This window comes from Paraburkholderia sp. BR10954 (genome assembly GCF_040965775.1).
GTDB lineage: Bacteria > Pseudomonadota > Gammaproteobacteria > Burkholderiales > Burkholderiaceae > Paraburkholderia > Paraburkholderia youngii.
This window is the reverse complement of the sequence record NZ_JBFRCK010000069.1, coordinates 1-13,461: the sequence shown is the minus strand read 5'-3', so window position 1 is coordinate 13,461 and position 13,461 is coordinate 1. Positions and strand designations below refer to the sequence as shown.

At 57.3% G+C, this 13,461-nt stretch carries 8 protein-coding genes and 6 pseudogenes; 2 read left to right on the top strand and 12 right to left on the bottom strand.

From position 1 onward, the window contains the following. The 4 genes and pseudogenes from AB4Y34_RS38830 to AB4Y34_RS38815 all read right to left on the bottom strand — a co-directional run. Positions 1–80: pseudogene (locus AB4Y34_RS38830) on the bottom strand (IS5/IS1182 family transposase); the annotation flags it as partial. Positions 81–187: 107 nt separating this feature from the next. Further along, positions 188–921 (bottom strand): annotated as a pseudogene (locus tag AB4Y34_RS38825) (LLM class flavin-dependent oxidoreductase). 47 nt (positions 922–968) lie between these two features. Then, positions 969–1,214 carry an LLM class flavin-dependent oxidoreductase gene (locus AB4Y34_RS38820; RefSeq protein WP_217910997.1) on the bottom strand — a complete coding sequence of 82 codons (246 nt, stop codon included), beginning with the start codon at positions 1,212–1,214 and terminating at the stop codon, positions 969–971. A 378-nt stretch (positions 1,215–1,592) separates the two neighbouring features. After that, the gene (locus AB4Y34_RS38815) at positions 1,593–1,820 is read right to left on the bottom strand and encodes a hypothetical protein (protein ID WP_176370136.1); all 228 of its coding nucleotides are present in this window, start codon (positions 1,818–1,820) and stop codon (positions 1,593–1,595) included. A gap of 1,216 nt (positions 1,821–3,036) precedes the next feature. On the opposite strand from AB4Y34_RS38815, the pseudogene AB4Y34_RS38810 reads away from it, so the two are divergent. Next, positions 3,037–3,351: pseudogene (locus tag AB4Y34_RS38810) on the top strand (transposase); the annotation flags it as partial. A gap of 266 nt (positions 3,352–3,617) precedes the next feature. Here the strand turns inward: AB4Y34_RS38810 and AB4Y34_RS38805 are convergent. The 5 genes and pseudogenes from AB4Y34_RS38805 to AB4Y34_RS38785 form a co-directional block, all read right to left on the bottom strand. Further along, positions 3,618–4,166: pseudogene (locus tag AB4Y34_RS38805) on the bottom strand (branched-chain amino acid ABC transporter permease); the annotation flags it as partial. A 290-nt stretch (positions 4,167–4,456) separates the two neighbouring features. Further along, positions 4,457–5,596, bottom strand: a complete 1,140-nt coding sequence (locus tag AB4Y34_RS38800; RefSeq protein WP_368719023.1) for a branched-chain amino acid ABC transporter substrate-binding protein — start codon at positions 5,594–5,596, stop codon at positions 4,457–4,459. A gap of 331 nt (positions 5,597–5,927) precedes the next feature. Beyond that, positions 5,928–7,232: a M20 family metallo-hydrolase gene (locus AB4Y34_RS38795; RefSeq protein WP_368719022.1), complete on the bottom strand. Its 1,305-nt coding sequence runs from the start codon at positions 7,230–7,232 to the stop codon at positions 5,928–5,930. A 67-nt stretch (positions 7,233–7,299) separates the two neighbouring features. Continuing rightward, the gene (locus AB4Y34_RS38790) at positions 7,300–8,808 is read right to left on the bottom strand and encodes an aldehyde dehydrogenase (RefSeq protein ID WP_368719021.1); all 1,509 of its coding nucleotides are present in this window, start codon (positions 8,806–8,808) and stop codon (positions 7,300–7,302) included. A 72-nt stretch (positions 8,809–8,880) separates the two neighbouring features. Further along, complete coding sequence (locus AB4Y34_RS38785; RefSeq protein ID WP_368719020.1) at positions 8,881–10,122, bottom strand: cysteine desulfurase-like protein; 1,242 nt, start codon at positions 10,120–10,122, stop codon at positions 8,881–8,883. 694 nt (positions 10,123–10,816) lie between these two features. Between AB4Y34_RS38785 and AB4Y34_RS38780 the strand changes: the two genes are divergently transcribed. Continuing rightward, positions 10,817–11,395, top strand: coding sequence for a cupin domain-containing protein (locus tag AB4Y34_RS38780; protein WP_309235206.1), 579 nt, complete (start codon positions 10,817–10,819; stop codon positions 11,393–11,395). A gap of 139 nt (positions 11,396–11,534) precedes the next feature. On the opposite strand, the gene AB4Y34_RS38775 is transcribed toward AB4Y34_RS38780, so the two are convergent. The 3 genes and pseudogenes from AB4Y34_RS38775 to AB4Y34_RS38765 all read right to left on the bottom strand — a co-directional run. Next, positions 11,535–12,641, bottom strand: coding sequence for an IS5 family transposase (locus AB4Y34_RS38775; protein WP_368719019.1), 1,107 nt, complete (start codon positions 12,639–12,641; stop codon positions 11,535–11,537). Positions 12,642–12,847: 206 nt separating this feature from the next. Beyond that, positions 12,848–13,330, bottom strand: a pseudogene (locus AB4Y34_RS38770) (LysE/ArgO family amino acid transporter); the annotation flags it as partial. Positions 13,331–13,345: 15 nt separating this feature from the next. Then, a pseudogene (locus tag AB4Y34_RS38765) lies at positions 13,346–13,461 on the bottom strand (IS5/IS1182 family transposase); the annotation flags it as partial.

Sequence of the window (13,461 nt, the reverse complement as noted above, 5' to 3'; positions counted from 1 at the left end):
AGCGTCAGATACGGCGCCGCGAAACTCCATTCCTCATCCGACACATCTGTCGGATACCCTTTGCGGTCGGTTCTTTTCATCCCGCCAGGATACCAGGTCTCAATCGAAGTTCCTAACACGCTCTAATGCGACACAACCTTGCTGGCTGCGATAGGCCTCGGTAGGCAAGAAGTGGGGAAGGCCGCACTTATGCAGTTCGGTCCATCAATTCGGACTGAATGGTCATAGCCGTGAAAAGTGAGGCGTCCACGGGCAGATCGCCAAACGCGACCTGACAAAGAAGATAATTCGCCCTGGCCTCTTCCAACTGATCAAGCAGAGTTCGCCGCACAAAAGCCGCTGTTCCTACTACACACAATTCACTCTCTCTTGCTGCGTCTAAATTCAGTGGCAGATTTGGTGGAAGGGGAATCGCATTGAGGTCGTACAGGTATTTGAAGTTTTTAAGCCATCGCTCGAAAGCAGGTGCCGCGAGCGAATATGCATGACTGGCAGATTGACCGACCACAATCATGCGAAGCAACCCGACAAAGGATGGTTGGCCGTCGGTGCCCGTCTTGTATCTTTCCTCGGCACGGTATTCGTCAGTAATCTTGCGAACAAACGAAGCAGGTCCTACGGATGCTATGTTTGCGCCGTTTGCAGCGGCCCAGCGGGCGGACTCGGGTCGATTGGTGGCTATCCATGTCGGCGGGTGCGGCTGTTGATGGGGCCTCAGTGTCAAAGGGACATTGTCTAGCTGAAAATGGTGACCCCGATAGGAAAGGGCACCCCCCTCATCGCCTCCATCAGAATCTCGCTGGCTTCGAGATAGCGTGCTGGCACCGTGTCCGCATCGATCCCGAAGTAACTTAGCTCGAGCGGAAGGCATCCGCGCCCCATGCCCATCTCGACCCTACCACCGCTCAAGTGGTCAAGCATGCAGATCTCTTCAAACGCACGTAGCGGATGATTAAGGCTCAGGAGCATCACCAGGGGCCGAGACGAAGTCCCCGGGTGCGCTGTGCGACGCTCGACAAAAAGAGATTCGGCGATGGGCTCCTTCCATGCGGCGAACAATGGTGCTCCGCGAGATGGTAAGCGTAAAAACCTAGTCGGTCATACGCTTCCGCCAGCGTAAGGCGGTCCGCGTATTGTCGTCGAATGGTGCTTCCGTCCTCGTCCAAATGATCGAAAATGCCAAAGGCTAGCTTAGAAGATAAGGCGTATCTCATCAAATTTTCTCCAACTTACACCCAGGTACCGGTCTTAATGAGGTCAATTACGACTTGCTGGCGCGATTGCCCTTTTGGTCGTCGCGCTCCAGTCCATAGACATCACCCTCAAGCTCCCTCGCTTCAGCCTGCACTCCGCTGACGAGGTCGAGATTCTCGGCGGTCAGGGCGAGACCGGAGATCGCGACGTTCGAGGCGAGAGCCGCTGAAGAGGTGAAGATTCAATACTGCGGCACCGCTGGCCAGGGTAAAGCAGGCATGTGTTGCGCTCGCAACGATCGTCGCAATCCAGACACCCGTCTGTATGCCCTGGATGTACAGGGCCTGGCCACTCAGCGTGTCGGCCAGGGCGTGCTGCCAGTGGCTCTCCGCCTGAACCTACATGGCCGCCCGCGCCGCACGCACATCTGCCTCAATTCGACCCAGCTCGCCCTGGACCCTCTCCGAGTCGCGCATAGGAACCGGCGCTCGAAGTTGTTGCCGGCCGCTGTGGGCGAGGTCGGCAACATCCGATAACGCGCCCTCGGCGATGCCCAGGCAGACGATCCCCAGAAGCACCGGCTGAAGGTGCCGCCAATCTTGGTATAGCGCGGACCCGGTTCGCATGATTCTCCAGCTGGAAAGTCGAAAAAATTGGCCTCCGGCGCGAATACGTTTTGAAGGGCTACGTGGTGACTGCCGGTACCTCTGAGGCCGAAGGCGTGCCAGGTGTCTTCGATCTGCCAGGCTGATGCCGGCCGGGCGACGCACCGGACCAACGGTGGGCCGGCATCCCCGCCGGCCCAGAGAGAGGTTTTCCGCCTTCCGACATGACACAGATGCCCATCATCCAGTCGGCATGGTGGCAACAACTGGCCAACGGCCGCTGACGCGCCACCCGCGTGGCATTCTCTCGGCGGTGCCTCCGGGGGTGGAGACACTAGCTATGATGACGTCCGACTTGTCCCGGGAACATTAGCTCGTAAGTCTGTCGCGGCAGTCGAGGGCTCATGATGGCCGATGCACTGCCGATCATCGCGGTCCAGCCGACTGAGCCGTCGAGCCGAGCCAACGCGCTGATCACTTCCATCTCCAAGATAAATCCAGCCCCAGTCCGCCACGGCTGCGCGGTGCGAACATACGGACTACTCCGATCGATCGCAACCTCTCGACAAGGTCGGACTGCATGCGGCGTTCCGCCTCGATCTCGGTTGCACGAGCAAGAAGGGCGGCCGCAAGATCGCGAATGGCGTCAAGGATCCGCCCGGCTGCAACAGCCGAGATCCCCGGCGGTCGTCGCCAGCGGGAGCGCGAGTTGCCGTTTGATGTCCCGTGCTCGCCGGACGATTTGTCACGTTGGAAGCATCACGTTGATTCATCAGTTTCCGCATGTGTTTGACTACTTTAATGAGTTCGCATGCCGTCTCCCTATGACAGATGCAGTACGGCGGTGGTTGTTGCGCGCCTTACGGCGCTATGGGCCAGCATTTCGTTGCTTTCGTGTCGCTCGTCCCAATTGGCAGTTCCCTGGACGACTGCGGTCGATGCGATGCTGGTTCTGTATTAGACAGTCCACGGCCACGCTTGACGCTCGTCGCAGAGGTGGATGCACGTAGGCGGGAGAGCGCGGGATTGGGAGCCGTACCATGGAATTTCCTCGTGGAGGCGTAGCATGATGGGATGCTGCACGTTTCGAGCCGATCCCCAAGTCCTTGCAGGACAACGATCACTCTGCAACGCGTTGGCTTATTCCCGACATTGTCGAACACCTGACAAGGTGGATGTGTCGCATTAGTGCGGGGACGCTAGAATGCGCGTCTGACGAACCGGTACTGACCCGATGATGAAGAAGGCACCGACGCCACGAACGGCCCTTGCCCCAGGACTTGCGAAGGTTCTGAAGCGACTGCACTATCCGCTCGATGTCATGCTGATGTGCGTGCGCTGGTATGTGGCATATGGGCTGAGCCTGCGAAATCTGGAAGAGATGATGACTGAACGCGGCATCGATGTCGACCATTCAACCGTGCACCGGTGGGCGATCAAGTTGCTGCCCGCTCTGGAAAAGGCATTTCGACGTCGCAAGTACGCAGTCGGCAGCAGATGGCGCGTGGATGAGACGTATATCAAGGTCAAGGGACAGTGGAAGTACTTGTACGAGCACCCGACCCGTGTGGAGGGTGGTAATTCGTGAAGCATCTGAGTGAGCGCGCGCTAAAGTTGACATTGAATTGTCGAGCCAGCTTGGTTGACGATCACTGAATCGTCCAGCATCCGGGCGTCGATTGCGGTACAAGGAAGCCCCGCGCTTTGGACAGCTCGCCATCGTGACTGGGGATCGTCGGCGTCCCGTGGTGGCTGGTTGACAAATACGTCATTTGACATAATATAATTTAACACCTTTTACATACATACATACAAAAAACTGCGGCCGAGCTTGGTTTTGTGCACGAGAAGCAACAGGCACGCCATCACGAGGAACGCGATGACGATGATCACGATCTCGGTCGGCGAAATCACGGCGCCGACGCTCGTGTCGGTCGTCCTGATCACATTGATCGGATCGGTCGAGATTAGTTGCGGAAAGGCAAGCGGGTTGCGCGACCAGATCATCATCGCGAGCGTCTGCAGCAGGATCGATACGCCGAGCGCCGTGATCAACGGAGCGAGACGCGGTGCCTTGCGCAACGGACGGTAAGCTACCCGCTCGATCGTGTAGCCCACTACCGCGCAAACAATGGCCGCGATGGTCAGCGCGATGCACAGCGTTGGCACATTCCCGAGACCCGGGAAGTGGTTCTGCAACACGCCGATTGCGGAGAGCGCGACCATAGCACCCACCATTAACACGTCCCCGTGCGCAAAGTTAATGATGCCGAGTACGCCGTACACCATCGTATAGCCCAATGCAATGATGGCGTAGACACTGCCAAGCACGAGTCCGTTTAGAATTTGTTGAACGAAAATATCCATTTTGCGCAGAGTTCGAACGAATAACGCACGCGCCACACTGACATTGACCATCGCTAGGCAACGCAATGACTTGCACAGCATGAGATTTCAGGTTTCTCGAACGCTCGCATGCCGGTGTTATACAGAAACGGCAGTTAGGCGTCGGAGCGACTGTTGCAACGGAATGTGGAAGAACCGGCGCCCTGCTAGAGGAGTAGACTCGGTCGACTCCTGCAAAAACACGCTTAGATAGTCGCCGGATCGGAACCGAAAAGGGGATTTCCCCTTTTCGGTCACTCTCACGACGTCACTTACATCCGAACCGAGTCCAGAAGTGTGCGATTCGCGTCGACATAGTGGTAGAGCGAGATAACCGGATTCTTGACGTCACCGTATTGGTCGAACTGGGTACGGCCAAGGACGCCCACATAGTTTGTCCCTCGCATTTCGCTAGCAATTTTTTGAGGGTCGGTCGAATTGGCACGTTTCATCGCATCTACGATGACATAGACGGCGTCGTAAGCAAACGGCGAATATGTCTGAATAGGTACATGGAACCGTGCGTTGTATTTCTTCTCAAACGCGGCGCCTAGCGGCATCTTTTCGAGCGCCATCCCGGCTTCCGAGCAAATCACCTGACTGATTCCCTTACCGGCCAGATCGACAAGCTTGCCCGTACAGACACCGTCACCACCCAGCACGGGGACCGTAATTACCAACTGTTGCGCCTGTTTGACGAACGGACCGCCCGTAGCATCCTGTCCGCCATACATGATTGCGTCGGGCTTCTCGCCCTTGATCTTCGTCAGGATTGCCCTGAAATCGATTGTCTTGTCTGTACTGGCATCTCGCGAGATCACCTTCATACCCAGTGACTTTGCCGCATCAGCGAACTGATCGGCAAGACCCTGTCCGTAAGCGGTTGCGTCATCGACGATCGCCACCGTTTTGATGTGGAGGCTCTTCTCCGCATAAGTCGCGAGGGCCGGCCCCTGCTGTGCATCCGTCGCCACCATTCGGTAAGCGGTTTTGAAACCCTGACGGGTGTAGGTTGGATTGGTTGCAGAGGGTGAAATCTCGACGATGCCCGCATCGCTATAAATCTTGGATGCCGGAATGGTAGTGCCCGATGTCAGATGGCCAATGACCGCAACGACCTTGTCATCGACAAGTTTCTGTGCAACCTGCGTCGCGGTCCTCGGATCGCCCGCGTCGTCTTCGGCGGCCAGTTGCAGAACCACTTTCTGCCCGCCCACAACAAGATGCGAGGCATTGATTTCTTCAATGGCGAGGCGCGCTCCATTCTCGGTATCCTTGCCGAGATGAGCGATGCCCCCGGTCAATGGCGCAACGTGCCCAATCTTGACTACCTCGTCTGCATTGGCGGTCACTGCCGCGCAGGCGACGATAGCCGCGACAGCAAATGGGGCCTTGGAACGACGCGTATGCATTACGATCTCCTTTTCTCTTGCTTCGTTATACGAATTAATTTAATAATAAGTATCGTGAACACAGAACTGGATTGAGGCGGCGTCCGTGACCACGGTGCTTCCCCAGGTTCTGCAGAAACACGTCAACTGTTGATCAGTTGACGATCCTGTATTTCAAGCGACAGCGCAAGTGTCAGTGGCTAATTTGTTAATGTCAAGAACCTTTCCTAACAGGATTAAAACTTTCTATCTGGAAACAAACCTTCAGCACTTTACAAGTTGACCGTCTCCGATGTTACGCAGGACTGCGAAGTAAATATTTCGATAAATAACGTTCGATCCTCTGCCTGGATCAGCGTTCCAGAGACCGCGGGTGCGCGCTGATGACGTCTTCCGCTGCCACGACATTTAGCTGACGTTCAGTTTGATCGGCCAGAGATGTGATCGTCCGGAGCAGCACATTCGCCCCCGCCTCAAGATCATCTGGCGCGGTCCATTCATCCTCGTGATGGCTGATACCCAATCGGGACGGCACGAATATCATTGCTGTCCGCGTCACCTTTGACAACCTGCAAGCGTCATGCATCGCCCCGCTGTTCATTCGCATCGACGGACAACCCGCGCTCTGGGCTATAGACACGACCGTCTCGACGATGCTTTTATCGAACTCTATAGGAGGCACAATCATCGTCCTGCATATAGCCGTTTCAACGCCCTCTTCGATACCAATGGCGTGTGCTTTTGCAGCCAGGACGTTTTCGATTCTATTTAGCAGGCCTGTGCTCTGGTGACGCAGGTCTATCGAAAAGGAAGAAAACCCGGGGACGGTATTCGGCGATCCAGGTTGCACGGATACACGTCCGACTGTAAATCGTACGTCAGGGTCGATCGCCAGCACCGCTTGACGCATACTTTGTGCGATTCGCGCGAGAGCCATAAAGCTATCCTGCCGGTCTGCCATCGGTGTGGTTCCGGCGTGCCGATCACTACCTCGCAGTTCAACCTCATACCAGCGAACTCCCTGCACTCCTTCCACGACACTAATTGTGCGTTCGTGCTGTTCCAGAACCGGCCCTTGCTCAATATGAAGTTCGACATATGCGATCGGATCGAGTGCACGCCGCGAAAATGTTCCCGCGTAGCCGATCCGCTCAAGTTCATCGCCAAACCGTGCACCATCCGAAGCGACGATGCGTCGGGCAAGCGACAGGTCGAGGTCGCCCGCGTAGCCACTCGATCCGGTCAGTCCAGGGGACAATCGTGCACCCTCCTCGTTCGTCCAGTTCACCACCGCGATTGCCCGCTCGGTGCGGACGCCGTGGTCATTGAGCGTACGAATCACCTCAAGTCCGGCAAGTACCCCATAGATTCCATCCAGCCGGCCCCCATTGGGCTGGGTATCCAGATGGCTGCCCGTCAGCACCACCGCGTTATCGGGACGACTGCCTGCCCGAATCGCGAAAATGTTTCCAAAGGCATCCACGTGTACGCCGCAACCCGCCTCCCGGCACCACGTGACAAACTGATCCCTACCCAGCTTGTCTTCATCCGTCAAGGAAATGCGGCAGCACCCGCCGTTCTCCTTGGCGCCAATTCCGGCCATCGTGTCGATGGTTGCCTGGAGCCGATCCAGATTGATTTTTGGAAGGGAATTCATCCGTGTCTGCTTTAAGACGTTGCCTCATCCGGCTCGCTGGAAGTTCAGATGAGGCAACACCGGCTTGTCAGGGGTTCAGGTCGAACCACGTCGTCTTGAGAGCCGTGTACTTGTCGAACGCATGTAATGACAGATCGCGACCAACACCCGACTGCTTGAATCCGCCGAAAGGCGTCATTACACTAACCTGGTCAACTGCATTCACCGAGACGGTGCCGGCGCGCAGCCGCGCCGCGATTCGGTGCGCCCGCTTCAGATTGTCCGTCCACACGGATGCACCGAGTCCATAGATCGAATCGTTGGCAATTCGGATCGCTTCTTCCTCCGTTTCAAACTCGATCACGCCGAGAACGGGACCAAATACTTCCTCCTGGGCAAGCGTATCGGATGGTTTCACATCGTCGAAGATCGTCGGGAAAAGGAGGCAGCCCCTGTTCTGTTCCGCACTGCGCTCCCCACCCATCAGTAGGCGGTTCTGATTTTTGCCGATGCCGATATAGCGCAAAACTCTTTGGGTCTGTTCCTCGTCGACCATCGCCCCCATCGTCGATGCCGGGTCGAGGGGATCACCGGGACGGTAGTTACCAGCCGCCTCCAGCAGTGCAGCAACAAACTGGGACTTGACGCTACGCTGAACCAGCACACGGGACGTTGCCGAACACACCTCCCCCAGATTGAAGAAGATTCCTTGCGCGGCTGCCCGGGCGGCCGCCTTCACGTCGGCGCAATCATCAAAAACAAGTAGAGGGCTCTTGCCACCGCACTCGAGCCAGACCTGTTTCATGTTCGAGCTGCCGGAATAGCCCAGGAACATCTTTCCAACTTCCGTCGAACCCGTGAAAGCAACGCAATCAATGTCTGGATGCAATCCGATTGCACGGCCAGCGGTCTGGCCAAACCCAGGCAGGACATTGAAGACTCCTGCGGGCACGCCAGCCTGGGCGGCCAGTTCGGCGAGCTTCAGCGCCGTTAGCGGCGACTGTTCCGCAGGTTTCAGGATGACGCTGTTACCCGCGGCCAGCGCAGGTGCGCATTTCCAAGCCGCCATCTTTAGCGGAAAATTCCACGGTACTACGGCGCCGACAACGCCGACCGCCTCGCGACGGATAGTGGCGAGCGTGCCGTCACCGGTCGGAGCGACCTCGTCATAGACTTTGTCGAGAGCCTCGGCGAACCACTGGAACACTTCTGCCGACCCGGGTACATCCAGCGTCGCCGCATCGACGACCAGCTTTCCCATGTCAAGAGATTCCAGCACCGCGAGTTCGTCTCGATGTTCGAGAATCAGTTGGCTCAAGCGCAGGAGAACGCGCTTGCGTTCCGCCGGCGCCACTCGCGACCATACTCCACGATTGAAGGCGGCACGAGCGGCTTCGACCGCGCGGTCAACATCCTGGGTACCGCATGAGGCAATCGAGGCCAGAACGGCTCCTGTTGCCGGATTGACGGTGTCGAACGTTTCGCCGGAAACGGCGTTGACGAACTGGCCGTCGACAAATGCCTGCGTCGCGAACTCGATGCGACCGGCGAGTGCTTTCCAGTCCTCGGCCGTCGGAGAGGTTTGGGGGCTCTGCATTTTGGCAGGTGTCCGTTAGATATCAGCGTGGAAGTTTCGCCAACCATCGCGCGTGCGATGGCCGACACACGATTACGCAAGGATCTTGCGCATGTGATCGAGGAACACCTCGACCTCGTCCATGGTGTTGTATTGCGCAAAGCTCACGCGCACGACGCCACCCTTGTTGGTCAGGCCGAGCCGTTCGATCGGCTCAAGGCCGTAACTGTGTCCAGGCCAAACGTTGACGTTCACCTCGGCAAGGCTCTGCGCAATCTTCGCGGGATCCGCGCCCTCTACGCTGAATGAAATCGTCGGAACGCGGCCGTCAAGTCTGTCTTTCGCAGTAATGCCGTGAATGGTCAATCCCCTGAACGCGCTCAATCCCTCAATCACGCGCGCCACCAGTTCATCTTCGTAATGCTTGGTGAACGCCATACCCGCGACGATCCTTTCACGACGCGACGACGAGGCAGTCGCGCCGCCAAACGTCTCCCCGAGCCATTCGAAGTGTTCGATCGCAGCGAGTGCACCCGCAATGGTTTCGCGTGACTTCGTGCCCGTTTCGAACTTGTCGGGTGCGGCATTGCTGGCCGGACGCACCTTGTAAAACTCCAGTCGCTCGAGCAGTTCCAGGCGACCCCACAGGATTCCGATGTGCGGCCCGTAGAACTTGTAAGCCGAACACACGAGGAAATCGCAACCGAGGTCCTGAACGTCTATCACGCCGTGTGGCGCATACTGAACAGCATCAACGTAGGCAAGCGCGCCCACCTCCTTCGCTCGACGGATTGGCGCCGCGATATCGTTGATCGTGCCGGTGATGTTGCTGGCGTAGTTGATTGCCAGCACTTTCGTACGAGGCGTAATGACCTCGTCGAGATTCGAAAGGTTGTACTCGCACGTCTTCGGATCAAAGTCGATCCACCGAATGATCAACCCTTGATCTTTCGCCGCAAGCAACCACGGCGAAACATTCGCATCGTGATCCATTCGCGTCAGAACGATCTCATCTCCAGCCTGGAGTGTGCGCGTTATCGCTCGCGAGAATGCGAACGTCAGCGTTGTCATGTTCTGCCCGAAAACCACCTCACGTGCGTCGTTCGCGTTGAAGAAGTCCTTGAAGGCCTCGCGCGCGCTCGCTACTTTTCGAACCGCATTCACCGATGTCGGGAAGCACCCTCCGAGATTTGCGTTGTCTTCGATCATGGCATCCGCCATTTTGTCGATCACCCGCTGCGTCACCTGCGTTCCGGCTGCGCCGTCGAAGAAGATCGTTCCACGGGTATCACGAGTGAAGACGGGAAACTGTTGGCGAAGCTGACTGTGGTTCATATTGCTGATCTCACGGGAAAAATCGGCTCGACACGCGCTGCGCTGCCGGCTCACCTGAAGAAGTGAGCAAATGGGAAATTGAAATTCTCACAAGGAAGGATACTTTCCTTGTGAGCAAAATGACATGAGTGTTTACCCGCCATACGAGGCGCCGGTGCGCTGTAAATGGCAAGCGTCGAGATCGCCCAGGACCCAACAATCGCGCGCGCATGCCGATTTGTCACCGGAGATGTGCCGACAACCATCCGGCAACCAGCCACGCTTTCGCGGTCCGGTAGGCAAAGAAAAGCCCCATAGCGCAGAAAACGACGGCTTCCGCCCTGCCTACGAACGAAAGCAACCGTCGTCGCCAATATCGCAATTCATCAGGGGTTTGTTGCATAGCAGGCCTCCAAAAGACATCCGTCCAATTTGTTCTGCTTTCCCTTCTTTGGGAGATAATATGCAAAGGCAGCATTGATTCCCATCAGGAAATATACTTGCCTGCGATTGCCGCATGACCCGCAGCAGCCTAGACAATCCGTGCCTGTTGGGACAGAATCTTTCATGAGGGGAATATGCCTGTCACAGTGGAACACTTTGAGTGCCCGATTGACAGGCGTGACCCGAATCCTCGTGAACCGCGAACGCGCAGTCGGAACGATTGGTCGCAGGAGACGAGCCCCGATATACGAGCAGACCTCAGGAGAACACCGTGAGTGACGAGATGCCGGTCAAGGTAGGCGTCCGGTTGAAACACACCCGCATGCTCATGGGCATGAGCTTGAAGGAAGTTGCCAGCAAGGCCGGCGTGACCGAAGGGTATTTGTCGAAGGTCGAAAACGACGTGTCGCAGCCATCGTTCGCGACCTTGCACCGAATCGTTCAAGTGTTAGGTATTAACATAAGCGCCCTGTTCGCTTCGGCAGAGAAAGGGGAGTCAAACGTTTATGTCGTTCGGAAGGACGAGCGAGGTATCCTACCCACTGGCCACCGACGCACCGGCAACCGGGTGACGCTCGAAATGCTCGTTCCGTCGGGGCCGGAGTTTCTGCTTCAGGCCAGCATCCATGTCATCGCTCCTAAAGGCGGAAGCGACGAAAAGATCTCTCACAAAGGCCAGGAATTTGGCTTCGTTCTTGAAGGGAGACTGAAGTTGCTTGTCGAGGATTCCGCCCATGTGCTCGAGACCGGGGATTCGTTCTATTTCGATTCCGAGCTCGGCCATCGTTACGTCAACGACACAGACGTGACAACGCGAGTGTTGTGGGTCAACACACCGCCGACCTTCTAGCAGGCTGTTGAAATACACCTCACTGATGCGCGGCTCATCGTTCCAACGAGCCGTCGCGCGAGGTTGGTTCATTTCGATTTGATGCCGGATGCCCTCAATTCGGGTGGAGCCAATGTCATCTTCTCGCCGAATTTCGCTCCTACGTCGCTTTTGCGGCGAGCGTGCGCATGCGAGTCAAGTTGTAGGCCGCCTGAGTCAACAGGAAGAGTTGGTCAACTCGCTGCAGCCCTCGATACATCACCTGCCGAATCCTGCCGACCGTCTTGCTCCAGCCAAAGACCTGCTCGATGCATTTGCGCTTGCGCTGACTGATGGCGTAGCCGGGCCAGCGCGTTGTGCGTCCGTCAATGGCCGAACCGCCCGCGCGGCCATCGTTTTGCGCCACATGCGGCGTCACGCCATTTGCGCGACACGTTGCCACGAAGCCAGCCGTGTCGTAGTTTTTATCAGCGCCTACCGTAATCGATGCATCGGCAAACTGCGCGGCGTCCGCAAGCATCTCGGCCGCCGTGTCTCGCTCGGCTGTGCCGTTGGCTTGCGTTACCTGCGCGTTCACCACGAGGCCATACCGGTTATCCGTCAGCACGTGCCCCATATAGCAAAGCATCGCGCCCGTGCCACGACTCTTGCGAAACAGCCGAGCCTGACTGTCCGTGCTGGATTCATGCGTGTCGTTGCTGCGCTTCTCGCCATGCCAGTTCTCGTGGGGGCCAGCACCTGCGTCAGGCGGCGTATCGTCGTCCGACTTTGCCTTGCGCACAAAGCTCTTGTGTCCCGCCCAGGCCTGAATCAGCGTGCCATCGACACTGAAATGCTCGCCGGAGAGGTAACCGCGCACGCGCGCCGTCTCGACCGTCTCGTTGAACAGGCTAACAATGACGTCGTGAACCAGCAGTCGGTCGCGGTTCTTGCTGAAGGTGGAGTGGTCCCACGCCGCGTCGTCCATCGCCAGGCCAACAAACCAGCGAAAGAGCATGTTGTAGGAGATTTGCTCCATCAGCATGCGTTCGCTGCGAATCGAATACAGCACTTGCAGCAGCAGCGCCCGAATCAGCTTCTCCGGCGCGATGCTCGGGCGACCGCCTCTCGCGTCGCTCTCGTACATACGCGAAAAGACCGCGTCCATGCGTGCAAGCGCATCGTTCAACCACAGCCGAATCGGCCGCAACGGGTGATTGGCCGGAACAAAGTCATCCAGCTTGGACATCGTGAACATCGACTCGGTATAGCCGTCCGCTCCGCGCATCGCTTCAGTCTCAGTGTTGTCCGATTCTTTGTTTCAACGTTTACCCCTCCCGCCTGGATGACGTGTGCGGGAGGTATTTCAACAGCCTGCTAGAGGCTGAGTTCTTTCGACGGGCCTTGCGTTGAACCAATGAAGGGCGTGAGCGACTCGGCCCACCTGGCGATCGGCAATCCTCCTCTCGAAGCACGGGGGCCGGACAATGACGCCTATGCCCCCATTAGCACGAGATGCGCGGCGAGTGACAACATCAGCAAGGCCACGGTGCCATCGAGTACTTGCATCGAAGCACGATGCTCAAAGAATGACCGGCATGTTCTCGTGCCATACGTCAGCACGAGGAACCAGATAAGCGACGCAGTTACTGCACCCGCCACGACCGCCCTGCACGCGACGCCTGTCCGACCAGCCATCACCGCAGGAATGACAAGCACCGTATCAATCCAGGAAACCGGGTTGATCAACGACACGCTGGCGACGACGAGCAATGTCCGCCTCAAAGACGCGGTTGTCCCTGATGTTGCGATATCCGGCTGGCCAGCTCGTAGCACAGACCGAAGTGCCAATAAGCCATGGCAAACCAGCGCAAGAATTCCAGCGTCGAACAGCCACGAAACAACGTTGGGTCTGCGGGTGAGGACAAGAGCGAAACCGTGCATCCCAAAGGCTATCAAGAGCGCATCGCTTCCTGCACAGACTAGAGCGTGTTAGGAACTTTGAAGTACTGGCACGGCGTGGACAAGCATGAGCATTGCGAAGACGACGAAATGAAGCCCAGCGAGAGTTTCGGGAAGCCGTTCATAGTCACGTGCGAGACGCCGGA